The 24,666-nt window shown below is 58.7% G+C and carries 21 protein-coding genes; 17 read left to right on the forward strand and 4 right to left on the reverse strand.

The annotated features are described in order from the left end of the window. Window positions 1-6 precede the first annotated feature (6 nt). The 4 genes from pyrE to fbaA all read left to right on the forward strand — a co-directional run bounded on the left by pyrE (window position 7) and on the right by fbaA (window position 3,691). Window positions 7-597: an orotate phosphoribosyltransferase gene (pyrE, locus tag LG376_RS05060; RefSeq protein WP_049377135.1), complete on the forward strand. Its 591-nt coding sequence runs from the start codon at window positions 7-9 to the stop codon at window positions 595-597. Beyond that, the gene (locus LG376_RS05065; RefSeq protein ID WP_225746365.1) at window positions 584-1,267 is read left to right on the forward strand and encodes a TrmH family RNA methyltransferase; all 684 of its coding nucleotides are present in this window, start codon (window positions 584-586) and stop codon (window positions 1,265-1,267) included. The genes pyrE and LG376_RS05065 overlap by 14 nt, the downstream gene beginning before the upstream one ends. A 54-nt stretch (window positions 1,268-1,321) precedes the next feature. Next, the gene (locus LG376_RS05070) at window positions 1,322-2,512 is read left to right on the forward strand and encodes a glycoside hydrolase family 76 protein (protein ID WP_049377133.1); all 1,191 of its coding nucleotides are present in this window, start codon (window positions 1,322-1,324) and stop codon (window positions 2,510-2,512) included. Between the two features lie 144 nt (window positions 2,513-2,656). Then, window positions 2,657-3,691 (forward strand): class II fructose-bisphosphate aldolase, encoded by a 1,035-nt coding sequence (gene fbaA, locus LG376_RS05075; protein WP_049377132.1) that lies wholly within the window; start codon window positions 2,657-2,659, stop codon window positions 3,689-3,691. 139 nt (window positions 3,692-3,830) lie between these two features. Here the strand turns inward: fbaA and LG376_RS05080 are convergent, their stop codons facing one another. Continuing rightward, complete coding sequence (locus tag LG376_RS05080; RefSeq protein ID WP_225746366.1) at window positions 3,831-4,892, reverse strand: HNH endonuclease signature motif containing protein; 1,062 nt, start codon at window positions 4,890-4,892, stop codon at window positions 3,831-3,833. Between the two features lie 165 nt (window positions 4,893-5,057). Here LG376_RS05080 and LG376_RS05085 point away from each other — a divergent pair, with 165 nt between their 5' ends. Next, window positions 5,058-6,257: an aromatic acid exporter family protein gene (locus LG376_RS05085; protein ID WP_225746367.1), complete on the forward strand. Its 1,200-nt coding sequence runs from the start codon at window positions 5,058-5,060 to the stop codon at window positions 6,255-6,257. Between the two features lie 52 nt (window positions 6,258-6,309). On the opposite strand, the gene LG376_RS05090 is transcribed toward LG376_RS05085, so the two are convergent. Continuing rightward, a complete protein-coding gene (locus LG376_RS05090) occupies window positions 6,310-7,188 on the reverse strand; it encodes a hypothetical protein (RefSeq protein ID WP_225746368.1) in 879 nt (292 codons plus the stop codon). A gap of 87 nt (window positions 7,189-7,275) precedes the next feature. Between LG376_RS05090 and LG376_RS05095 the strand changes: the two genes are divergently transcribed. From LG376_RS05095 to purT, 9 genes are all read left to right on the forward strand, one after another. Then, window positions 7,276-8,568, forward strand: coding sequence for an adenylosuccinate synthase (locus LG376_RS05095; RefSeq protein ID WP_225746369.1), 1,293 nt, complete (start codon window positions 7,276-7,278; stop codon window positions 8,566-8,568). Window positions 8,569-8,834: 266 nt separating this feature from the next. After that, window positions 8,835-9,167: a transposase gene (locus LG376_RS05100; protein WP_225746370.1), complete on the forward strand. Its 333-nt coding sequence runs from the start codon at window positions 8,835-8,837 to the stop codon at window positions 9,165-9,167. Between the two features lie 599 nt (window positions 9,168-9,766). After that, window positions 9,767-10,096: an integrase core domain-containing protein gene (locus LG376_RS12680; protein WP_225746371.1), complete on the forward strand. Its 330-nt coding sequence runs from the start codon at window positions 9,767-9,769 to the stop codon at window positions 10,094-10,096. Window positions 10,097-11,234: 1,138 nt separating this feature from the next. Beyond that, entirely contained in the window at window positions 11,235-11,816 is a 582-nt protein-coding gene (locus LG376_RS05110) for a thioester domain-containing protein (protein ID WP_225746372.1), read from the forward strand. A 46-nt stretch (window positions 11,817-11,862) separates the two neighbouring features. After that, window positions 11,863-13,088, forward strand: a protein-coding gene (locus LG376_RS05115) for an IS3 family transposase (protein ID WP_100619247.1) whose coding sequence is annotated in 2 segments (ribosomal slippage) — window positions 11,863-12,142 and window positions 12,142-13,088 — 1,227 coding nt in all. Because the reading frame shifts where the segments join, the coding sequence is not laid out codon by codon here. Window positions 13,089-13,258: 170 nt separating this feature from the next. After that, a complete protein-coding gene (locus LG376_RS05120; RefSeq protein ID WP_225746373.1) occupies window positions 13,259-15,214 on the forward strand; it encodes a VaFE repeat-containing surface-anchored protein in 1,956 nt (651 codons plus the stop codon). A 681-nt stretch (window positions 15,215-15,895) separates the two neighbouring features. Further along, window positions 15,896-16,969 (forward strand): IS30 family transposase, encoded by a 1,074-nt coding sequence (locus LG376_RS05125; protein WP_225747348.1) that lies wholly within the window; start codon window positions 15,896-15,898, stop codon window positions 16,967-16,969. A 66-nt stretch (window positions 16,970-17,035) separates the two neighbouring features. Further along, on the forward strand, window positions 17,036-17,869 hold the full coding sequence (locus LG376_RS05130) for a class F sortase (protein WP_225746374.1): 834 nt from the start codon (window positions 17,036-17,038) through the stop codon (window positions 17,867-17,869). A 151-nt stretch (window positions 17,870-18,020) separates the two neighbouring features. Further along, window positions 18,021-19,373, forward strand: a complete 1,353-nt coding sequence (gene purT, locus LG376_RS05135) for a formate-dependent phosphoribosylglycinamide formyltransferase (protein ID WP_225746375.1) — start codon at window positions 18,021-18,023, stop codon at window positions 19,371-19,373. Between the two features lie 23 nt (window positions 19,374-19,396). Here the strand turns inward: purT and LG376_RS05140 are convergent, their stop codons facing one another. Together LG376_RS05140 and LG376_RS05145 are read right to left on the reverse strand one after the other, a co-directional pair. Next, window positions 19,397-19,903: a GNAT family N-acetyltransferase gene (locus LG376_RS05140; protein WP_225746376.1), complete on the reverse strand. Its 507-nt coding sequence runs from the start codon at window positions 19,901-19,903 to the stop codon at window positions 19,397-19,399. 3 nt (window positions 19,904-19,906) lie between these two features. Continuing rightward, a complete protein-coding gene (locus LG376_RS05145; RefSeq protein WP_225746377.1) occupies window positions 19,907-21,268 on the reverse strand; it encodes an FAD-dependent oxidoreductase in 1,362 nt (453 codons plus the stop codon). Between the two features lie 228 nt (window positions 21,269-21,496). Between LG376_RS05145 and pta the strand changes: the two genes are divergently transcribed. The 3 genes from pta (at window position 21,497) to LG376_RS05160 (ending at window position 24,666) form a co-directional block, all read left to right on the forward strand. After that, a complete protein-coding gene (pta, locus tag LG376_RS05150; RefSeq protein WP_225746378.1) occupies window positions 21,497-22,858 on the forward strand; it encodes a phosphate acetyltransferase in 1,362 nt (453 codons plus the stop codon). Further along, complete coding sequence (locus tag LG376_RS05155) at window positions 22,859-24,082, forward strand: acetate kinase (protein ID WP_225746379.1); 1,224 nt, start codon at window positions 22,859-22,861, stop codon at window positions 24,080-24,082. A 137-nt stretch (window positions 24,083-24,219) separates the two neighbouring features. After that, window positions 24,220-24,666: a helix-turn-helix domain-containing protein gene (locus LG376_RS05160; protein ID WP_049377940.1), complete on the forward strand. Its 447-nt coding sequence runs from the start codon at window positions 24,220-24,222 to the stop codon at window positions 24,664-24,666.

Raw genomic sequence — 24,666 nt, forward strand, 5'->3', positions numbered from 1 at the left:
GAGCAGATGACTGTGGATTCTCACACCACCAACGCCCAGAACGCGCACGCCCAAAACCTGGACGCCGAGAAGAAGGCCCGCCTCGCTGAACTGGTCAAGGAACTGGCCGTCGTCCACGGTAAAGTGACGCTGTCCTCGGGCAAGGAAGCTGACTACTACGTGGATCTCCGCCGCGCTACCTTGCATCACGAAGCCTCCCGTCTCATCGGCGCCCTGTTGCGCGAGCTGACCGCAGATTGGGATTTCGCGGCCGTCGGTGGCCTAACCCTCGGCGCCGACCCGGTTGCTACCTCCATCATGCATGCCGACGGCCGCGATATCGACGCCTTCGTCGTACGTAAGGAGGCCAAGAAGCACGGCATGCAGCGCCGCATCGAGGGCGCGGACGTAGAAGGCAAGAAGGTTCTTGTCGTAGAAGACACCACCACTACCGGTAACTCCCCGCTTACCGCCGTGGCTGCGCTGCGCGAGGCCGGCGCCGAGGTCGTTGGCGTGGCGACCGTTGTGGACCGCGAGACCGGTGCCGGCGACGTCATCGCCGCAGAAGGCCTCGAGTACCGCTCCCTGCTGGGCCTGGGCGACCTTGACCTCGCCTAACGTAGACAGCGCGGCCGACCAGGCCAAGGGGCCGACCGAGTGGAACGAGGGCCGCCATGGCGTAGGCCCCTGGGAAGGTCCGCTGCCGCGAGGGCCTGAGGCCGAGAAATACGACCCAGAGCTGCTTGCTGAAGGAGACCGTCGCAACGTCGTCGATGCCTACCGCTACTGGAGCAGGGAGGCGATCAAAGAGGACATCGATAAGCGCCGGCATAGCCTGCACATCGCCATCGAGAACTTTGAAAATGACGCCAATATCGGCACCGTCGTGCGCACCGCCAACGCCTTCGCCGTCGATACCGTGCACATCGTCGGCCGGCGGCGGTGGAATCGCCGCGGGGCAATGGTCACGGATAGGTACCAGCACTTGATGCACCACGAGAGCGTCGAAAAGCTTATTGCTTGGGCGGCCGAGGAAGGCCTTACCGTGGTAGCCATTGATAACACCCCCGGTTGCGTGCCCCTGGAAACGGCCGAGCTGCCGGAGCGCAGCCTGCTGCTTTTCGGTCAAGAGGGCCCCGGTGTGACGCAAGCGGCCCAGGACGCCGCGGTGATGACCTGCTCCATCGCCCAATTTGGCTCCACCCGCTCCATCAACGCGGGTGTCGCGGCCGGCATTGCCATGCACGCCTGGATCCGCCAGCACGCCGATCTGGACAATTCCTGGTAGGAAGATCGTTACACTAGCTATATCTACCCGTGCGACTGGAGTGATTGAGGAACCGTGGAAGAAAAGTGGGCCCACCGCGCCGAACTCGCAGAGGCCGCCATCAATGAGCGCCACGCGCACTCCGTATGGGGCCTGCCGCGCACCAATCTTGCCGTGGTCAGCTGGCCGCCCACCACGAAGGAAAAGCTCTTTGTCCACTGGCACTACTGGTGGCAGGCCCACTACCTGGACTGCCTCGTCGATGCGGCGCTGCGCAATAACACCAAGGTGCGCCGCCACCGCATCTATGACACCTTGCGCGGCATTCGCATCCGCAATCTCGCGCAGCTGACCAAGAATAAGTACTACGACGACAAGGCCTGGCTCGCCCTGGCTTTCGGCCGCGTGGAGGGCCTGAAGAAGGCAAAGACACCCAAGCGCCTCGCGGCCCTGCAGCGCAATATCCACGAAGGCCTCGATGAATCGCTTGGCGTGCTGCCGTGGCGCCTGGGCGAGAATTTCATGAACGTGCCCTCCAACGGCCCGGGTGCCATCATGCTCGCGCGCATGGGGCGCATTGAGGAAGCACGCCACATCGTTGACTGGATCTATGACCACCTGCTGGACGACGACGGCTACATCATGGACGGTGTTCGCATGCGCATGGACGGCCCTGAGGTGGTAAAAAACATCCACCCCTACTGCCAGGGCGTAGTGCTCGGCGCGTGCCTGGAAATCGTGCTGGCGCTGCGGGAAAAGGCCGGCGTGGGCGATTTGGAACAGATCGACAGCGTGCAGGAAGCGGAGATGGCTTCCGAGATGATGGATTACATCATCCGCATCCGGGGCTTGGTGCAGACCGTGGCCTCGGGCATGGCTACGCCTTCGGGCGTAGTGGACTGGGAGACCGGCGATGGTGACGGTGGTCTGTTTAAGGGCATTTTGATGCGCTATCTTGCCGACGTCGCCGTGCGCCTGCCCGGCGATTCCCCCGCCAACCGTGCGACGAAGAAGCTGGCTGCGCGCATGGTGATGGCCTCGGCCGAGTCGGTGTGGGAGCACCGCTTAGAGGTTGATGGTCTGCCGATTTTCGGATCCGACTGGCTTTCCGATGCGCGCCTGCCGCATAACTACGGCTTCGGCCGGCGCACCATGAGCGAGAAGGTAGGCATCATTCGCGTAGACGAGCGCGATTTGTCGGTGCAGCTTTCCGGCTGGATGCTGATGGAGGCCTGCGCCCGCGTGGCGCGATATTTGGCTAAATAGCCCACGCTTGTCGGAGTGGATTGGTCCCGGAAGTGACCGGGTTGAAAATGTCACACGGTTTTTGCGGCAGAATTTCCGGGAAACGGGCATACTTGGGTGCTGGAACGTGTTTGACCACAAACCCACTTTTAAGGATGGAAACTCATGCCAATTGCAACCCCTGAGGTCTATAACGAGATGCTGGATACCGCGAAGAAGAATGGCTTCGCGTTCCCAGCTATCAACTGCACCTCTTCTGAGACCATTAACGCAGCTCTGAAGGGCTTTGCTGAGGCCGAGTCCGACGGTATCATCCAGTTCTCCACCGGTGGTGCCGCTTTCGGTTCCGGTCTGGCACTGAAGGACAAGGTCAAGGGTGCTCAGGCATTGGCCGCATTCGCTCACGAGGCCGCCAAGCACTACGGCGTCAATATCGCGCTGCACACCGACCACTGCCAGAAGGAAGTGCTCGATGAGTACGTCCGTCCGCTGCTGGCTATCTCCCAGGAGCGCGTGGACCGCGGTGAGAACCCGCTGTTCCAATCCCACATGTGGGACGGCTCCGCTATCCCCATCGACGAGAACCTGGTCATCGCCCAGGAGCTGCTGGAAAAGGCTAAGAACGCGCACGTCATCCTCGAGGCCGAAATCGGCGTCGTCGGCGGCGAAGAGGACGGCGTTCAGGCAAAGGCAGGCGCTAATCTCTACACCTCCCCAGAGGACTTTGAGAAGACCATCGATGCCCTAGGCACCGGCGAGAAAGGCCGCTACATGCTGGCCGCTACTTTCGGCAACGTTCACGGCGTCTACAAGCCAGGCAACGTGAAGCTGCGCCCCGAGGTCCTGCTCGAGGGCCAGAAGGTGGCACAGAAGAAGCTCGGCCTGGGTGAGGACGAGTACGCATTCGACTTCGTCTTCCACGGCGGCTCCGGCTCCGAGAAGGAAAAGATTGAAGAGGCACTTCGCTATGGTGTCATCAAGATGAACGTAGACACCGATACCCAGTACGCCTTCACCAACCCGATCGCTCGCCACATGATGGAGAACTACGATGGCGTATTCAAGATCGACGGCGAGGTTGGCAACAAGAAGGTCTACGATCCACGCTCCTACCTGAAGAAGGCAGAGCAGGGCATGTCCGAGCGCGTCATCGAGTCCTGCCAGGACCTGCACTCTGTGGGCAAGTCCCTCTCCAAGTAACTTGGCCACCGTGCTCTAAGTTGAGGCAGCCTCGTACATAGGCATGCCGAATGAGCCGCTTCCCCCGCGTGGGAGGCGGCTTTTTCGTTCTCTCGGCCGGGGCGATTTTAGGCCGGGGCTTGGTGATCTGCCGGCGCAGTTAAAGGTTGTGGTTGGGGCTTGGCGGCCTAGCGGGGCTGGGGACGAAGCGTGGGGTATTGCTCCACGGCGGTACCCAAGCGATGCGGCCATTTACGCGCACCATACGGCCGCGTTCTGTGGACCGCGAGGGATCATCTTGGTTGACGGCGTTGTGGTGCGCGCACAAGGTGACCAGATTTTCTTGGTTGGTGGGCCCGCCGGCGGACCACGCGGTGAGGTGGTGGACTTGGGCGTCGTCGGCAGGCGTATTGCACCCCGGCCAGGCGCACACGGGATGCTCGGCCGAGGCGAGCATGCGCTGTTTCCATGTGGCCATGCGCTCGGTGCGATACAGGTTTACCGGGCCGTGTTCGGGGTGAACAAGACTGACGTAGCCGCGCTGGGCGAGAGCGCGGGCAACCAACTGTGCGCCGGTCATGCGGGCGCCGTTGGTGAGCTGGAGGGTGATATCGGTGGCATTGGAGGGTGCGGCGACGATGCGGTCGAGCTGGTCTAGGGTGAGGATGACGTTGGTGTGCACGGCCGGCAGCGTGCCGGGGTTGCCCTCGAGGAGGACCTTCTTGGCGGCGGCGAGGGGATCGTCTTTATTGACGGAGGAGAGCACGCCCTTGATATCGGCGATATCGGTGGGATCAGCCGTAATGGAGATGGTGTGGGGTCCGTCGGGGCGGCGGGTATAGCGCACGCCGGGCTCAGGGCGGCGGGGCGGATTGAGCTGTTTGAGGAGCTTCTTGGCCACAGAAGGGATGAGGCGGGCCTCGGTGCGGCAGAGCTCTAAGCGCAGGTCCCAGGCGCGGTTGGTATCTCGCACGCGGCGGGTATAGGACTCGATGCTATCGAGCGTGGCGAGGTCATGGGCGCGGCTGCGGGCGGCGTCGCGCGCGAGGCGCTGCTTGCGGCTATTGGACGTGCGGCCGAAGTAGACGTGTTGCAGGCGGGCGAGCTGGGCAGCCAGAAGGGGGCTGGCTCCGGCCTCGAGGAGTGAGTCTTCGGAGCAGCCCTGAAATTCGGCGACGAGGTCGACGCCGCGGCGGCATAGCAAGAGAAATTCGGTGTTCACACGGCCGAAGCTAAAGGGCACGCTGGGGTCGAACAAGCGGTGCGCGGCCGGGAAGGGCGAAATTGTGGATAGGTGGGGGAGAAGGGGGCGTCGGCAAGAGCTATCCACAGGCCAGCCGACGGCCGAGATGCGCGGGGACGACGGCGATGGTAGGGGCGGTCTTCTATGCTGGAAGTCATGTCGGAAGCGAAGGAAAGAGTCTCAACGCGGGAAAAGCTGCGGGTGATTGACCGCTCGGTGCTCTCGCGGGTAAACCGCATCCGCGCGCGGTTTGTCTACATCGTCCAGGCGACCATTGGTGCGGCGCTCGCGTACTGGGTGGCCGGCGATGTGGTGGGGCACCCGCAGCCGTTCTTTGCGCCGATTTCTGCGGTCATCATTCTGGGGATGTCCGGTGGGGACAGGATGAAAAAGGCGCTGGAGATGTCGATTGGCGGCATCATCGGCGTGGCCGTGGGCGACCTGCTCTTCCAGGTTGTGGGGCAGGGGCCGTTCCAGATTTTCTTCATTGTGGGCGCGGGCCTGGTGGTGGGCTCGTTTTTGACTAAGTCGCCGCTCGTGACCAACCAGATTGTCTTTGGCGCGATTTTGATTGCGACGATTTTCCCACCGACGGAGGGTCCGGGTGGCCTGCACCGCGCGATCGACGCGATGATTGGCTCGGCCATTGGCCTGATAACCATCGCGCTGATTCCCAATTCCCCGTTGGTGGAGGCGCGGCGCGAGGTATCGAAGGTGTTAAAGATTGCCTCGAGCATTCTTGCCGACGTCACCTATGGCATCCGCCAGCAAGACCCCGCCGTCATCCGCGACGCACGCGAGGCGGTGCGTGGTACGCAAAATAGCGTCAATACTCTGTTGAGCGCGGCGCAATCGGGTAGGGAGGCCTCGGAGGTCTCGCCGCTGTTGTGGGCCTCGCGGCGCAGCATTCGATCGCTGGAGCGCATCCTCATGCCGGTGGATAACGCGGTCCGCGGTGTGCGCGTGCTCTCCCGCCAGGCATTGGGCCTGACGGAGGACCGCGACAAGGTTTCGGATGAGCAGGTGGAATTGCTCGATGAGCTTTCTGAAATCATGCTCGCCATCAGCGAGCTCTATAGTCAGGGCAAACAGCACGGGCACGACGAAGCGATTGAGATTCCGGACCTCGTGCAGCGCCTGCGCATCGTGGGCGGGCGCGCCGGGCTGGACATCATCGACAAGGACGGCACGTTATCGGCCTATATGATTCTGGGCCAGACGCGCTCCCTCGTGGTGGACATGCTGATGGTGTGCGGGTTGTCGCGTGAGTCGGCCGTGGCGCACCTGGTGCCGACCTCGCAGCACCCGGCCTACCCGCCGGAGGTGTGGGGGCGCGAGGACTAGCGTCCTCGCGCGTAGATAAAGACGTCGTGCGCAATGAGTGACGTCGCGGGGGCTAAGGGCGGACGATCTGGAGGTCGCGCAGGTGGCGGTAGAAGGTCACGCGGGTCACCGGCCGCTTGTGAGGGACCGAATCGACGATGACGCGCAGCTGTGGGCCGCCGGCCTGGACGGCGCGGCCGGTGCGCACGGATTCGGGGTCGAGCTGGCCGGGCTTGCGCAGGAGCGAGCGGAGGCGGCCCTGGGATTCGACGGGGGAGGTAGCGCGGGCGGCGAGGATGCCGGGGGCATCGGTCATCGGGACTAGGCGTGCGCCGAAGGTCTTGGGGGAGGTGGCGGCTAGGGTGTGGTCATCGATGATGATTTCGCCGGTAAAGGAGCCGTTTGCGGCATCCGAGATGGTGGCAGAGCCAGCGACTGCGAGGCCAGAATCGTTGCGGATGAGCGGAGCTGGGCGGACCGGGGCGGTGCGGGCGAAATCGAGGGCTTCGGCCGGGGCGGTGGGAAGGCCCCAGTTCTGCGCGGCCGCGGACGGGGTAGACGGAGTAGCGGCGGCCGGCGCGGTGGTTGAAGGGGTGGAGGCGGATGCTGCGGCCGAGGGGACGGGGATGAAGGCAACCTCGGCCCAGAGGCGGTCGGAGCGCATGAGGCGAGTGAGCACGGCCGAGAGGGCGGCGTCGGAGCCGGCGACGACGATGCGGGCGGGCTCTGCTAGGTGCGAGGCCTGAGGGGCTGGCTCTGGCGCGCCGAGGTGGCGGACGTCGGGCTGAGCAGCGATGTCGTCGAGGGAGGGGGTGGGGTCGGTGGGAAGGAGGGGGGATAAGAAGGCGTCGATAAGCGCGAGCTCTTTGCGGGTAGGAACGGCCGAAAGATCGTGGGCCTCAGCGGGCATGGGGATGTCCGGAGCACCGCAGCGGAGGAACAAAAAACGCATGCGCACCATGCTACGCGCGCTTTTTGGGCCGGGAAAGTGTAAGGTTGGAGAGTATTTTGGCTTCAATAATGAGGAAGTGACTAAACAATGGCAGCGATCGTCATTGTCGGCGCCCAATGGGGCGACGAAGGCAAGGGCAAAGCGACCGACATCCTCGGCGGCAAGGTTGACTACGTGGTCAAGCCGAACGGCGGCAATAATGCCGGCCACACCGTCGTGGTAGGCGGCGATAAATATGAGCTGAAGCTCCTGCCAGCCGGCATCTTGTCTGAGAACGCTACCCCGGTGCTGGGCAATGGCGTAGTGATCAACCTTGAGGCGCTCTTTGATGAAATTGACGGCCTTGAGGCCCGCGGCGCGAACGCCTCGCGCCTGAAGATTTCCGCCAATGCGCACCTAGTGGCGCCGTACCACCAGACCCTGGACCGCGTGCAGGAACGCTTCCTAGGCAAGCGCGCTATCGGCACCACCGGCCGCGGCATTGGCCCGACCTACGCCGACAAGGTTGCGCGCATTGGCATCCGCGTGCAGGACATCTTTGATGAGTCCATCCTGCGCCAGAAAGTGGAATCCGCGCTGGATATCAAGAACCAGATGCTGGTGAAGATGTACAACCGCAAGGCCATCGAGGCAGACCAGATTGTGGAGTACTTCCTGAGCTACCGCGATCGCCTGCGTCCGATGGTTATCGACGCTGAGCTGGAGCTCAACAAAGCCCTCGAAGCTGGCAAGCACGTGCTCATGGAGGGCGGCCAGGCCACCATGTTGGATGTGGACCATGGCACTTACCCGTTCGTGACCTCGTCAAACCCGACCGCCGGTGGTGCTTCCGTGGGCTCCGGCATTGGTCCAACCCGCATCAAGACCTCCCTGGGCATCATCAAGGCCTACACCACCCGCGTGGGTGCTGGCCCGTTCCCCACCGAGCTCTTTGATAAGTGGGGCGAGTACCTGCAGACCACCGGCGGCGAGATTGGCGTGAACACCGGCCGCAAGCGCCGTTGTGGTTGGTACGACTCCGTCATTGCGCGCTACGCCACCCGCGTGAACGGCTTTACCGATTACTTCCTGACTAAGCTGGACGTTCTCACGGGAATCGGCGAGATTCCGATCTGCGTGGCCTACGACGTCGACGGCAAGCGCTACGACGAACTGCCGCTTACCCAGTCCGAGTTCCACCACGCCGAGCCCATTTTCGAGACCATGCCGGCCTGGGATGAGGACATTACCGAGTGCTCCACCTTTGAGGAGCTACCGCAGAAGGCCCAAGACTACGTCCTGCGCCTAGAAGAGCTCTCCGGCTGCCGCATTTCCTACATCGGCGTCGGTCCTGGCCGCGACCAGACCATCGTGCGCCACGATGTGATGGAAGATCAGTAAAGCAAGTCCGCTTTCAATCGTCGAATGAGCCCCGCCTCGTAGTGTTTCCACTGCGTCGCGGGGGCCGATCCCTGTCTGATGGACATAGGTTAGCCTCGGCTCCTAACCGGAGAAAGCTAGCTATTACTTATGTCTTTTAAACTCTCTTCGGAAGAGTTTAAAAGCGACATAGCCGCCATCTGTGAAGACACTGATAATGCGTTTGTACTTTGTCTCAGAAGTGCCCCAGGTTTTGTTCCGTCTGAGTAGATGGGAAATTCTGAAGAATGCCAAAGAAACTTGAACAGGATGCAAAGGATCGAGCGGTCCGCCTTGTGGAAGACTGCATCTTGGCTAAGAACAAGTCCATACAGGAAGCGTGCAAGGTCGTGACACCCAACCTGGGTGTCTCGTGGCATACTGTTCGGCGATGGGCGCAGGCGGCTCGTCGCAAAGGGCGCACTACTGATCCTTTGCCTGCATATCTTGTTGCAGCGGTAGCCAAGCTGCGTCGTGAAAACCAAGAGCTGAGGGAGACCAATGAGTTGTTGAAAGCTGCCGCGGCTTTTTCGCGTCAGAACCTGGCTCAAAACGTCGGAAATGATCCAGATCATCGATGAATATTAGAATCGTTTCACAATCGAGTTCATGTGCACGACGTTGAAGGATAATCGTGGAGGCAACCTGGTTACCCCGCGAGGTTACCGGCAGTCCAAAGCCCGGGGCTAAAGTGCACAGGCTCTTTGCGACGGAAGCCCTCGTGGCACATGTTCGCCGTGTACATGCGGAAAATGTGGCACACTCTTCGACGTGGAGGCATCGCTATCGGCCGAGAGCAGACTGCCCGGTTGATGTGTATGGCCGGCCTGTCTAGAGGAGGTAAAGATGGTGTACCCACCAACGACCCATAGACCCACGGGGCTGGGCCTACGCCCAGATCTAGTTGGTCGAGAGTTCAAAGCCGCTGGGCCTGACCGGCTGAGGTAGCAAAAATTGTCTACGTTTGCACGCGGAAGGGATCCGTGTATACCGCTTTTGCCACCGATGTGTTCTCCCGGAGGATCGTCGGTTGGGCACTGTCTGATTTGATGCATACTTCAAGTGCTGCCGCTACAGGCGCTCAACCAGGCGATTGTGAAATGCCCAAGGAAACTTCCACAGTTGGTTCACCATTCTGACCACGGCTCGCAGTCAGTGAGTATTGTCTATAACGAACGTCTTGCCTAGCGATGGAATCGCAGCGTTCACTGGGTCAAAAGGTGACTGTTATGACAATGCGCTAGCTAAGCGTATCAATGGTTCTTACAAGAACGAGCTCATCTATACCCGCACGGGGAGTGATGTCGTCGACGTGGAGATTGCGAACTTCGACTGGGAGAATTGGTGGAACGAGACAAGGCTTCATCAGAGCCTTGGCTACCGCACACCAATGGAAAATGAATCAGAGTTTTGGAGTCATCAACCGGCCCGAGATGTAAGAGAAGATAAGAAAATGCCTAGGAACAAACCTCGGGGCACTTCAATGAGATTTCTTCGTGATCCACTTTAAGTTTGTTTATGGCCAGCGAACCAGGTGTGCGATTGAACAGGAGCGCCAAACTTTAAAACTCAATCGATCTTCATTTTTCAGACAGGTCGGCACCCGCGAAAACATAGATCGAAGATGTATTCGGTTGCACTTATCGGAATGAAAAACTGCAACCAGCTTCGATGATGAGCACGGTCGTTACGGGCTAAACGCGTCACTGCAACCTCTTAGGGGACACGTCGTGTGCCCCGACGAACCAAAACAAGGTCGAACGAATCATGAAACGCAAGGGGCTGGAAAGCGCAGCCGTTTACTTACCGCCAAAAGCATGCCGATCCACCGGATCTAGTTGGTTTTAGTAAGCCGCAAATTGTCAGCTGACAGGCCGAATTGGGTCTATGTTGGGGTATTTGCTTGCTCAGCAAGGGGGTAAGAAAATGTATTTAGATACGGTCATTTGTACCTACTCGGACAGACTTGCAGATTATGCAAAAGAAGGTCAAATACGCTTCTCATTGGCCATCAATGCTTTATTTCACGCACACACTGTCTGGAGGCCTAAACGGTACGATCTTCCACTCGGATCACGAGAGCGTGTGCACTTCACAAGCTCTTTAGAGAGCATTGTGAGTCGCTGAGTGAGCCCTACCCCATGGAAGCGGTAGAAACCCGGGCTAATAACGCACAGGCCGGAACGTTTAACGTGATCCTCAAGTGAGTAGGAATGGGTGAGAAATCTGACGGTCCGATCGCCTACCGCCAAGAAGTCTATCGATAGCGCACGTGCTCCAACATTCGCCGACGGATCTCCTGGTGTAATCCTTTGGTTCCAGATGTTCTTGTGGTCGAAACTCTAGCTACATGGACTGGAGCGGTGTATCCCCCGACGTGCCTACTTTCCGAGAGTAGGTCCCGCCCCTAATGCGGCACTATTCCAGGTACAGAAAGGATACACCGACTAAAACATAAGTCTACCGTTATATTCAAAAAATGGAATGTTACTGTGATTTTATTTAGCCGGATCGTGAAACAAATAATCATCTAGCATTAAAACATCCTGTGAAAACTTGCATCGTGACCTAAATGTCCTATACTCAACCCTTAAGAAAGTAAAATCCGGACACTGGAATCATGGAAATGAGGATTGGATGATGCTTAAATGAGTATAAGTATGGAAGGTGCGCAGCTCGGTCGAAGTAGACTATTTCGACCGATTTTGGCGCTTTTTGTTGCAATTGCAGTTGCATTTGGAGTGGCTCCAGTAGCTAAAGCTGTCAGTGTGGGGGATGAAGTTACAACACTTCCTGGCCCAGGCTACGGATTGACATGGAAGGATCCAGAGTCTACTGGAACATTCCTGCCCCGTCTGTTTTGGTATGCACCAGACAATGACTCCGCAAAATTTGAAGGATTGGCTGGATATTGTGTTGATCCTGAGCATGTAGCTGAGGGTGAGGGGCCCGGGGTTGTTCACGACTGGGACGGTTACCTAAAAGCTGCAGAACAGCAACAGGGGTCGCGTAAAGAGTCCATGCCGGGCGGTCAAGAAGCATTCCGGAAGATTAACTGGATCGCTCATCATGGTTATCCGTATATTGGAATCAAAGATCTTGAAAGCAAGCTTTCGCTTAATCGGGTAGATCAAGATCAGGCCATTATAGGTACACAGCTTGCTATTTGGCACTTTTCTGACGGGATTGATTTCTCTGGTACGTTTGATAAAAATAGCAAGAGAGTGTGAAGCGTCCTGGGTTTAGTTCCTACCTCAGCTAAGGAAGGATTGAACTATGCCTAGAAAGTATTCCGTCGAGTTCAAGGAGAAGGCGGTCCATCAGATCATCGAAATGGTCCGCCTGGAGTCTTGCTCACTGCAACGCGCCTACACGGAGGTCGGTGAGCTGCTTGGAGTATCTCACCACACGTTGCGGGCCTGGTACCGTGACAGCGCCTCAGTACGCGATAATTCTGACGCTTCAGGCGGCGAAACAATGGAAGAAGAACTCAGGCGTCTGCGCCGCGAAAACCGCGAACTGAAACGAGCAAACGGGATTCTTAAAACTGCTTCGGCTTTTTTCGCAGCGGAACTCGACCGACCCACGACCAAATGATCTCCTACATCGACGCGTACAAAGATCAATTTGGGGTCGAGGCCATCTGCCGAGTCCTTAAACAAGCAGATCGTGGATTCATTACTTCACGCGGCTACCGCAAAGCCACCACACGTGTTCCCAGCGCAAGAGCCTTAAGCGATAGCCTTCTCATCCCAGAGATACAGCGTGTGCATGCGGAGAATTTCTCGGTCTACGGCATCCGCAAAATGTGGCACGCGATGAACCGCGAAGGCTTTCATATTGGTCGCGACAAGACCGCACGTCTGATGAAACTTGCAGGTGTTTCTGGCCGCAGACGTGGGCGAACCCCAATAACAACGGTAAGCCCGAAGACACCGGATCATCGCCCGGACCTAGTGCGCCGAAACTTCCGTGCGCAGGCACCAGGCAGGCTTTGGGTTGCCGACATTACCTACGTTCGCACCCTGTCAGGATTCGCCTACACCGCGTTTGTCGTGGATGTCTTCAGCCGAAAAATTGTTGGTGTTGCTACACGCTCGACAATGCGCACCGATGCGCTGCCCATGGAGGCATTGGAACATGCGTTAACGACTGCAGGACGAATCCATGGAAACCAACTAATTCACCACAGCGATCGGGGCAGCCAGTACGTGTCACTGAAGTATTCCACCGCGCTAGCTGAGTCAGGAATCCGCCCGAGTGTGGGAACAATCGGCGATTCTTACGACAATGCACTAGCCGAAACAGTCAACGGTCTCTACAAGGCGGAACTGATTCATGCCCAGGGCCCGTGGACGTCGGTCGGAGAAGTCGAACTGGCCACCTTGCGGTGGGTGCATTGGTGGAACACTAAGCGACTTCACGAAGCATTGGACTACGCCACCCCACAGGAAGTAGAAACCGAGTACTATCTCACCCAGCCCATCAACACAGGGCCGTAAAAGAAGCGGAACTAAACCCAGGACGCTTCANGTGCATTGGGGGAACACTAAGCGACTTCACGAAGCATTGGACTACGCCACCCCACAGGAAGTAGAAACCGAGTACTATCTCACCCAGCCCATCAACACAGGGCCGTAAAAGAAGCGGAACTAAACCCAGGACGCTTCAAGTGCAAAATATTAAGGCTATCTACACCTATTTGACCGGAGAATCGAACGTCGGGCAGGATGAGGTGAAAGATTCATCAAATCTGACTGGCAAATTCGTTTCACATTCGGGTCAAGATCAGGTAATTATTGATACAAACTCGCCGTCTGACTCTGGCCATAAAAAGACGCCGTCTATTAAGACGGAGGCTAAGTTTGCTGAGGGTTCGGTTCGTGTTGTTAATGGTGCGGTTGTTACTGACACTGTGACCTATGAGGGTCTGGTGCCTGGTAAGAAGTACCACTTGGATGCGACGTTGATGTCCAAGGATGGCGAGACTGAGCTGGGTACTGGTGAGGCTGAGTTCACTGCTGCTGAGAGTGGTAGTGGTTCCACCACGGTTGATATCACTGTTAAGAATGCTGAGAAGCCGGTTGATGCTGCTGTTGCGTTTGAGGAGTTGACCTCTGTTGAGGTTAATGCTGATGGTGATGAGACTCCGGATGCTGAGACTCCGAATAAGATTGCGGAGCACAAGAATCTTGAGGATCAGGCTCAGACTGTTACCTCTAAGAAGGCTTTGACGCCGTCTATTAAGACGGAGGCTAAGTTTGCTGAGGGTTCGGTTCGTGTTGTTAATGGTGCGGTTGTTACTGACACTGTGACCTATGAGGGTCTGGTGCCTGGTAAGAAGTACCACTTGGATGCGACGTTGATGTCCAAGGATGGCGAGACTGAGCTGGGTACTGGTGAGGCTGAGTTCACTGCTGCTGAGAGTGGTAGTGGTTCCACCACGGTTGATATCACTGTTAAGAATGCTGAGAAGCCGGTTGATGCTGCTGTTGCGTTTGAGGAGTTGACCTCTGTTGAGGTTAATGCTGATGGTGATGAGACTCCGGATGCTGAGACTCCGAATAAGATTGCGGAGCACAAGGATCTCAAGGATGAGGATCAGACGGTGCCCAAGAAGGACGAGGGAACCCCTACCACTGAGCTGACTGGTGAGACCACTAAGCCGGGTGAGCCGACTGGTGAGACCACTAAGCCGGGTGAGCCGACTGGTGAGACCACTAAGCCGGGTGAGCCGACTGGTGAGACCACTAAGCCGGGTGAGCCGACTGGTGAGACCACTAAGCCGGGTGAGCCGACGCCTGGCGAGCACAAGCCGGGTGAGCCGTGGATTACCACGAATGCTGACTTCGCGAACGGCTCCCACGTTGTGGTTGCTGGTGCCAAGATTGTTGATGAAGTCACCTACGAGGGTCTGGTTCCGGGTAAGGAATACACCCTGAAGGCTGAGCTCATCAACAAGGAAGACGGCAAGTCTGTTCTGGGTACCGGTGAAGCTACCTTCACTCCGGAGAAGTCCAAGGGCATGGAGCCTGTCACCATCACCGTCAATGATGATGTAACGGAGCCTGTCGAGGCTGCGGTGGCCTTTGAGGAGCTCACCTCCACTGAGGTCAATGACAAGGGCGAGGAGACTCCGGGTACTACTCCGGAGAAGCCAAACCACATTGCTGAGCACAAGGACATCAACGATAAGGATCAGACTGTTCCGAAGGACACCCCAGGCGGTTCCTCTAACGGTTCTTCCAACGGTTCTTCTAAGGACAATAAGTGGTGGCTCATCCTGATTCCGGGCATTGGCTTGGGCAAGATCATCAAGGATCACTTCGACCACAAGGATCATGGCAACCACAACGGTGGCCACGGTGACAACACCAGCAGCCACAATGGCGGCCACGGTGACAACACCGGCAACCACAATGGTGGCAATGGTCACGAGGACAAGGGTCAGGACGCTCCTAAGGGCGGCAACTCTGACAATGGAAACGGCCGCGGTGTCGAGGTCCAGGGTCAGCAACCTGAAGAGACTGGTAACGCACTGCCATCCAACGCTGACCGCGTTGAGATTAAGTCCGTACCGTCCGGCGCAACCGAGCTTGAGCCGGGTATGCAGGATTACATCAAGTAGTCCATAAGCTTTGGTGAGGTGGCCCACGGGCCGCCCCGCCGGGGCTGAGACTTAAACACCAAAAATCCCCTCCAGGGTGTGATTGCACACGCTGGAGGGGATTTGCATATAACCTGCACAGGCTTGATTTCTAGTGGTCGTGGAAACACCTGACATGGGTTAGGTGATTGTGTGGAGTCGAAATGGGTTCCGGATTCTGCTGTTGTGGCGCGGTTTGCGTCGTTGGTTCGGGCTGGTAGTTCAATACGGGCGGCTGCTGGGGTGGTTGGTTTAGCGCGGTCGGTGGCTTATCGGCTTGCTGGTGAGTTGGACTTGCCGCGCAAGCGCCGCAGGACTACTAGCTCGGATGACTGTGAGGAAATAGCTCGCCTGTGGCTGGAAGGTGTGGCACCGATGGATATTGCGCGCCAGCTTTCTATAGGCTCTTCTCCGGTGTACCGCATCGGTATTGAGCTTGGTTTGTGGAAGCGCAATCCGCATGGCCGAAAAGCTGCGGCCACAACTGACCGGTGTAGTTATCTGCAATTGCGCGCGAATGCTTTAGGCCGCAAAGATGCCGCTTTAGCCTGTGGCATTCATCCGCGTAATGCTGCTGATATAGACAAAGGTGTCATTAAGCTTTCCACTGGGCGTGTGCCTTTTGTCCCGGCTGGCCCAGATGTGGCGCTGTATAACAGGCTTATGCAGGTAATTGAGTACGTTGATGGTCGCCAAGCAGTTCCAGTCCAGGTTATTCCGCAACAGCGTATCGATAGGCGTATTTCTTCGCGCTACTTATCGGTAGAAGAACGCGAGCTCATCTTTGACCTTGACCGGCAAGGCAAAGGTGTACGTGAGATAGCTCGGCGTCTTCAGCGCTCTGCTGGCACTATCAGCAAGGAGCTTAAACGCAACCGGGATGAATTTGGGGTGTATCTTCCCACGCATGCGCACCGTAAATCGGTGTTGCGTAGGTTTAGACCGAAAAAGCGCAAGATTGATGCCAATCCACGTTTGCGCACCGTGGTCTGGGCGATGGTGAAAGATAGGTACTCGCCGGAGCAGATTTCTGGGAGGTTGCGCAGCTGCTACCCCGGTGATGAGACTATGTACGTGTGTCCTGAAACTATTTATCAGTCTTTGTATTTCCAGGCTAAAGGTGAGTTGAAAAAGGAAGTCGCTGCTGCACTGCGTCGCGGTCACGCCCAACGTCGACCTCGTGGCACGCGCAGTGCCCGCAGGCGGTTTGTTGACCCTATGGTGATGATTTCCGACCGGCCAGCAGAAGTAGACGACCGAGCAGTACCAGGTCATTGGGAAGGCGACCTCATTTTAGGCGCGGGTAATAAGTCTGCAATTGGCACGCTAGTAGAGCGAACCACGCGCTATGTCATCTTGCTGCATTTACCTAATGGGCATAGTGCTACCGAAGTAAATAAAGCACTTACTAAAGCGATTGCTACCTTGCCAGATCATCTCAAAGGATCACTTACCTGGGATCAGGGAAGTGAAATGGCCTGCCATAAGGCCTTTTCTGTAGCTACAAAGTGTCCCGTGTTCTTCTGCGATCCTGGTTCGCCGTGGCAGCGAGGCACCAATGAAAACACCAATGGACTACTAAGGCAGTACTTCCCTAAAGGAACAGACCTAAGCGTCCATAGTGCAGCGGACCTAGAATTCGTCGCCATGCAACTCAACCGCCGCCCCCGCAAAACCCTGGGCTTTCAAACACCAGCCGAGAAAATGGCCGCACTGATAAACTCAACCGAAACATAAGAAGTGTTTCCACGACCACTAGAATCCGCCAGGGTAGACAAATCGAGGAAATGAAGGAAGCTAGCTATGGGAAAGCACAGGGAGCCAGAGCAGCCGGAGGAAAGCGGCGCTTCGCAGTATCCGGCGAGTGGGGAAGAAGGGGGCGTCGGCAAGCAGGGCATGGGCCGTGGCAAGCTGATCGCTATTATCGCAGCCATCATTGTCGTGGCGTTGGTCTTGTTGCAGGTAGTGCTGTACCTGGCGCGCGATGATGAGGATGAGGCCGGCTCGGCGCCGGAGACGGTGGCCAGTGAGAGCGCACCCGAGGAATCTGGACCGAAGTCCGATGCTTTCGTGGATGATTCGGGCCAGCAGGAACACGAGTATGAGGCCGCGCCTGGTGAGTTCAAGGGCTTTGAGGGCATGTCGGTAGGCATCGATGGCGAGTATGCGGCCGTGGACCCCGTGCAGGTCACGGACCAGGGCGTGCTGCTGCCGCCACACGACGTCACCCGGGTGGGCTGGTACTCCGCTTCCGCTGTGCCGGGTGAGCCGGGCAATGTGGGCTCGAGCGTGATTACGGGCCACATTAACTACCAAGGCCAGGGCACCGGCTATGCGGAGAAGTTCACCAAGCTGAAGAAGGACCAGGAATTTACCGTGGTTATCGACGGACAGGAGCGTACCTTCCGCGTGACCGAAGCGCCGTACCGTCTGCCCAAGGGTTCCGGTTTCCCGGATGTGGTCAATGATAAGGAAGGTGAGAACCGCCTGGTTCTCATTACCTGCGGTGGCCAGTTTGTTGGCGGCGCGCTGGGTTATGAGGACAACATCATTACCGTGGCGGAGCCGGTAGGCGAGCCCGAGCAGCCCGCCGAGCAACCGGCAGGGGAAGCACCGGCTGAGGCTCCTGCAGCCTAGGCGGAAATGTTTCAGGTGCCCTGTGGAATTGCCCACAGGGCACCTTTGCTTATCCGGCTTACCTGGCATGTGGGTAGTGGGGTTGGGGCCTAAATATGAAATAATTTAGGGCAGTAAACGCCGCTGCCTGCGGCTTAGAAGGAGCATTTTCATGGATAATCCAGGCGAGATCGCCGGTCATATTGGCACGCCGCTGACTAGCAATGCCACCAAGGTATTGCTGCTGGGCTCGGGCGAACTGGGCAAGCAGCTGGCCATGTCCTTCCAGAACCTGGGCCTTGAGGTCCATGCGGTGGACTCGTATGCGGGCGCGCCGGCGCACCAGGTGGCGCAGTATAGCTACGTCGCCGATATCAAGGACGCTGGGCGCATCCTGCAGCTGGCGCAGGAGATTCGGCCGCACTTTGTGGTCCCAGAGGTAGAAACCGTTGCGGTAGAAGCTTTGGAAGAGATGGAAGCGCAAAGTGACGCCATCGTGGTCCCTTCCGCTCGTGCCTGCGCCATGACGCAGGACCGCCAGTGCGTGCGCGAGGTGGCGGAGAATATCGGGCTGCCGGTTTCGGCATACCGCTTTGCTAGCTCCGTGGAGGAGTTGGAGGAAGCGGTGGGGGAGCTGGGATTTCCGTGCATTATTAAGCCGGATGTGTCCACTTCCGGCAAGGGCCACATGATCGCGCGCGACGAGGATGATGTGCGGGTGGCCTGGGAGACCGTGCGGCGGGTGTCCTCGGACTCGCAGCGCGTGGTGGCCGAGCGCTTCGTGGACTTTGACCTCGAGGTCACCCTGCTGGCCATCCGTTCCATCGATCCGGCCACGGGCAAGTTGGCCACGTGGTTTAGCGAGCCTATCGGTCACCGCCATGAGCGCGGTGACCTCGTGGAGGAGTGGCAGCCTACTGGCATGAGCGAGATCGCGCTGGAAAACGCACGCTCGGTGGCCGCGCGCATCTCTAATGAGTTGGGCGGGCGCGGCGTGTACTGCGTGGAGCTCTTCGTCGCCGGCGATGACGTGTACTTTTCTTCCGTGTCCCCGCGACCCTCGGATACGGCGATGCTTACCGCCTACACGCAGCGTTTTTCCGCCTTTGACCTGCATGCGCGCGCGATTTTGGGCTACCCCATCGACGCCACCTTGGTCACCCCGGGTGCCAGCGTGGTCATCCACGCGGACGAGGAGCTGAATGAGGTGGCCTATACCGGCGTCGCCGCGGCCCTCAGCTATGCGGAGACGGACGTCAAACTCTTTGGCAAGCCGGGGGCCTACAAGGGCCGCCGCATGGGTTTGGTCTCTTCTACTGCGGAAAATGTGGAAGAAGCGCGCGATCGGGCGGCGCTTGCAGCGCATAAGATCGAGGTGACCTCCACGCCGGGCCTGCTGGCGCAAGGCGGCGCCCGCGGCATCGATCCAGAAACCGAGAACGTTCCCGATATTGAGGTCGTGGAGTACGAGGGCGGCGTAGAGCTCGACCCGAAGCTCGCCTCCGGCGTGGACGACGCCGACTAGTAGCCGGCCAGCTGTCCAAGTGGCTAGCTGGCAGGGCGCAGCATCGGCTGGTGGGGGACTCCCTCGTCATCAAATGGCTCTCCAGTCGGTGTGAAGCCGAAGGAGGCGTAGTAGTCCACTAGGCCGGCCTGCGCCTCCAGATAGAGCGGCTGGCCTGGGCGCATGCGCTCGCCAAGGTCTATGGCCGCCTGGAGTAGTTTGCGGCCGAGTCCCGTGCCGCGCGCGGCCGGCGCGAGCGCGAAGCGGCCGATTTGTGCGCCGGTGGTCGGGGCGTTGGTAGGCGTGGTGTCGGAAAGCGCGGTGTCGTCGGCAGGCGCAGCCGGAAAGACGCGGGCCGTGCCAAGCAGCTCGTGGGTGTCCGCGTCCCAGGCCAGCAGGTGCACGGTCTGGGGGTCGGCGTCGGTGGCGTCAATCTCGGCGTACGGGCAGCGCTGCTCGTGGACAAAGACGTCTACCCGCAGCTTATAGAGCTGGTGGACGTCCAAGGCTGCCAGTTGGCCCAAGGGCGCGGCGGAAATGAAGTGTGGCATGGATTAGGCCTGTGGGCCAGCGTGCTTGACCATCTCGTCCCACTCGACGATCTTGATGCGCTCGCGGCCGTGCGGCTCGCCGGCGGCGCGCTCGGCAGCATCCAGGCGGTGCCAGCCTTCCCAGGTGGTAACGGCGATATCGCGGGAAGCCAGGAAGTCCAGGATGTTCTGTGGATCGCGCTTGGTGGCAAGCTCCAGGTCGCCGGCCTTATAATCGGCGATCAGCATGGTGGTGGTGTCCTTGGCATCGGACTTGGTATTGCCAATCAGGCCCACTGGGCCGCGCTTAATCCAGCCGGTGGTGTAGAGGCCAGGCAGCTTTTCGCCGTCGACATTGGCCAGCACATGGCCGCCGTCGTTTGGCATGGTGGCCTTGGTCTCGTCGAAAGGCACGCCATCGACGGACTGTGGGTGGTAGCCCACCGCGCGGTAGACGGCCTGGACCGGCCACTCGGTGTACTTGCCGGTACCGGTGACGGTGCCATCGCCGTTGAGCTCAGTGCGCTCGGTCTTGATGGCGGTAACGTGGCCGTCCTCGCCCAGCACCTCTACTGGGGACTCAAAGAAGTGGATGTAGAGCTTGTGCGGGGCATCGCCCGGCTCGCGCATGGCGTAGGACTCCAGCGTCTGGCACACCAGGTCGGTGGACTTGGCAGCGCGGCGTGCCTCCTCGGAGGCGGCGTCATACTCGATGTCCTCGGGGTTGACAATGACCTCAATGGTCGGGGACTCGTCTAGCTCCTTGAGCTCCTTCGGCGTGTACTTGGCCTGTGCCGGGCCGCGGCGGCCGAAGACGTGGACCTCCTTGGCGCGGTTTTTCTTCAGCGCTGCGTAGACATTATCTGGGATCTCAGTAACGAGCAGCTCGTCGGCGGTCTTTGCCAGGATGCGGGAGACGTCGAGGGAGACATTGCCCACGCCCACGACGGCGACGGATTCTGCGGAGAGATCCCAATCGCGCTCGAAGTTGGGGTTGCCGTCATAAAAGCCCACGAACTCGCCCGCGCCGTGATTGCCCTTAAGATCCTCACCGGGGATGCCCATGCGCTTATCGGCGGTGGCGCCGGTGGCGAAGATGATGGCGTCGTAATACTCGCGCATCTCCTCGACGGTGATGTCCTTGCCCACCTCGATATTGCCCAGGAAGCGGATCTCTTCTTTTTCCATAACGTTGTGCAGGGACTGCACAATGCCCTTAATGCGCGGATGATCTGGTGCCACGCCGTAGCGGATCAAACCGAACGGCGTTGGCATCTTTTCAAAAAGATCGATCTGCACATCGAGGTCGGATTTCACTAGAAGGTCAGAGGCGTAAATGCCTGCCGGGCCGGAGCCGACCACGGCGACGCGCACTGGGTTAGTCATGTGCTTAGGGTGTCCTTTCTTTCGTTGTGCTGCATATTCTACGCGGTCACTATGCGATAAAAACCACAGCATTACTAACCCCAGTTTAGGGCGGTCACGATAGGGCATAGGAGGGGGTAAATCGCGTACAGTGGAAGAGTCACCGCGTGTTAATAACTGTGATGGATGACATGAAGTTATGACACGCGTTAATTGTGTTCAAGTGACCGTGAATGAAAGGTAATTTGCATGTCTGCATCCCATTCCGCAGTTATCAGCACTATCGGCCGTGGCTTTGATGGCCTCGACGTGTCGGCCCTAGCCCAAGACTTGGGGGCGGAGTTTATCCGCCTCGAAGACTTTGACGCCACCGTCGCCGCTGTACTCGCTGAGGCGCCTGCTGCCGAGAACATCGTGGCGCAGGGTACCGGCGATATCGCTTTTGATGCTGAGGTAGCTGCCGCCCTCGGCCTGCCCCTGGCCATCATTTCCGGCGCCCCGCAGCGCACCGGCGAGCTGGCCCAGCAGAATGCGGAATCCTTGGGTGCCACCGTCGCTGGCATCTTCACCGATCTGGAGGCGGTTCCGGGCGCACTTGCCTCGCTTGGCGACGTCACCCCGGTCATGTCCGCAGACCTCTTCCAGAAGCAGCTCATTGACCAGGCCCGCGCGGCTGGTGCACACATCGTCTTGCCGGAAGGCGACGATGACCGCATCCTCGAAGCTGCTCACGTGCTGCTGCGCGATAAGGTTGCCAAGCTGACCATTCTGGGCAACGAGGCCGATATCAAGGCCCGCGCCGAAGAGCTCAAGCTCGATCTGGCTGGTGCCGAAATCATCAATCACCTTGAGTCCCCGCTGGCGGAAGAATTCGCCGCCGACTTTGCCGAGCTGCGCAAGAAGAAGGGCGTTACCCTCGAGCAGGCTCGCGAGACGATGCAGGATATCTCCTACTTCGCCACCATGATGGTCCACAAGGGCTTGGCCGATGGCATGGTCTCCGGCGCTGCTCACACCACCGCCCACACCATCAAGCCTTCCTTCCAGATCATCAAGACCAAGCCGAATGCTTCCGTCGTCTCCTCCATCTTCCTGATGGTCATGCGCGGCCGCCTGTGGGCCTTTGGTGACTGCGCTGTTAACCCGAACCCCACCGCCGAGCAGCTGGGTGAGATCGCCATTGTCTCCGCACAGACCGCTTCCCAGTTCGGCATCGACCCGCGCGTGGCCATGCTGTCCTACTCCTCCGGTACTTCCGGTTCCGGCCCTGACGTCGAGCGCGCCGTGGCCGCCGTAGAGGCCGCCAAGAAGCTGGATTCCTCCGTCAAGGTGGATGGTCCGCTGCAGTTCGATGCCGCCTGCGATCCAGGCGTTGCTGCGAAGAAGATGCCGAATTCTGAGGTTGCCGGACAGGCAAATGTCTTCGTCTTCCCGGACTTGGAGGCTGGCAATATTGGCTACAAGACGGCACAGCGCACCGGCGGTGCGCTCGCCGTGGGCCCGATCCTGCAGGGCCTGAACAAGCCGGTTAACGATCTGTCGCGTGGCGCGACCGTTCCGGACATCATCAACACCGTTGCAATCACCGCTATTCAGGCTGGAGAGAAATAAATGTCATACGTTCTGGTCCTTAACTCAGGTTCTTCCTCCGTTAAATTCCAGCTGGTCGATCCCGAGTCCAGCGCCACGGATACCCCGCTGGTCTCTGGCCTGGTCGAGCAGGTTGGCGAGCCCCTCGGCGCCGTCACCGTTAAGACCGGTGGCGAGAAGTACAAGGAAGAGCTGGAAATCCCTACTCACTCCTTCGGCCTTGAGCGCGCTTTTGCCATCATGAGCGAGCACAACGTTGGCCCGACCGACGTGGATGTTATCGCCGTTGGTCACCGTGTTGTTCACGGCGGCCGCCTCTTCTCCGAGCCACAGCTCATCGTGGACCAGATTGAGTCCATGATTGAAGACCTCATCCCGCTGGCTCCGCTGCACAACCCGGCCAACCTGGACGGCATCCGCGTGGCCCGCAAGATGCTGCCGGATATCCCGCACGTTGCCGTCTTCGATACCGCGTTCTTCAACACCCTGCCGCCGGCAGCTGCGCTATATGCCATCAACAATGAGGTGGCATCCAAGTACGATATCCGTCGCTACGGCTTCCACGGCACCTCTCACGAGTTCGTCTCCCAGCAGGTACCGGCCCTTTTGGGCCGCGACCCAATGCATACCCACCAGATCACCCTCCACCTGGGCAATGGTGCGTCCGCTGCGGCCATCCGCAATGGCCGCGCCATCGATACCTCGATGGGCCTGACCCCGTTGGCCGGTCTGGCTATGGGTACCCGTTCCGGTGACATTGACCCGGGCATCATCTTCCACCTCGTCCGCCAGGCGGGCATGAGCGTGGATGAGATTGACAACCTGCTCAATAAGCAGTCCGGTGTGAAGGGCATCTCCGGTGTCAATGACTTCCGTACGTTGCGCGAGCGCATCGACAACGAAGACCAGGACGCTTGGCTGGCTTATAACATCTACATTCACCAGCTGCGCCGCTTCATCGGTTCCTACATGATTTCCCTGGGCCGCGTTGACGCCATCACCTTTACCGCTGGTGTGGGTGAAAACGATACCGAGGTGCGCCAGGATTCCCTCTACAACCTGGATATGTACGGCATCCACTTTGATAAGGAGCGCAACCTGGTCCGCTCCGACCAGCCGCGCATGATCTCCACCGAGGATTCCCCGGTCAAGGTCTTCGTTGTGCCGACCAACGAGGAGCTGGCGATCGCCCAGAAGTCTGCCGAAATCGCCGCTATGGCGCGTGAGGCTGGCATGTACAAGTAAAGATTCTCACGTCTAGCTAGCGGCTGGAATATGAATAAGGGGCGTGCGGTCCGCAAGGGATCGCACGCCTCGTTTTTGTCTCTGAACCTAGTACAGCAACTGTTTCGTCTATTTCGGTTATTTTGTAAGGTGAGGGTATGAAGGACTTACAAAATGGCGGGGCAACTCGGGATACCAGCCCAGCGGAAGAGGCTTTATTAAGGCTCAATTCTGTGTTGGAGGCAAAAGATTCACCGGCACCAGTGGATATATTCGTGCAAGGAACCGAGCAAATAATCGCAATTCCGCGAGAAATCGCTGAAACCCTGCAGAAAGTTCTCGTCATTGAAGCGGCAGGGAAATCGGTCCGCGTAGTGCCCGAGGAATCCGAATTCACCACGCAACAGGCAGCAGACTTTCTCAATGTTTCGCGGCCACACGTTGTAAAGCTCATTGATGAAGGGAGCCTTCCCGGCTACAAAGTTGGTTCCCATCGGCGCGTGAGTCTTGCGGATCTGCAGAAATACAAGAATGAAAGAGATGTCCGTCAGCGCCGTGCCGTAGCTGAATTAACAGCCTTATCGGAGGACCTGGAGCTATATTAG

This window comes from Corynebacterium sp. Marseille-P4611 (genome assembly GCF_916618765.1).
Taxonomy (GTDB): domain Bacteria; phylum Actinomycetota; class Actinomycetes; order Mycobacteriales; family Mycobacteriaceae; genus Corynebacterium; species Corynebacterium marquesiae.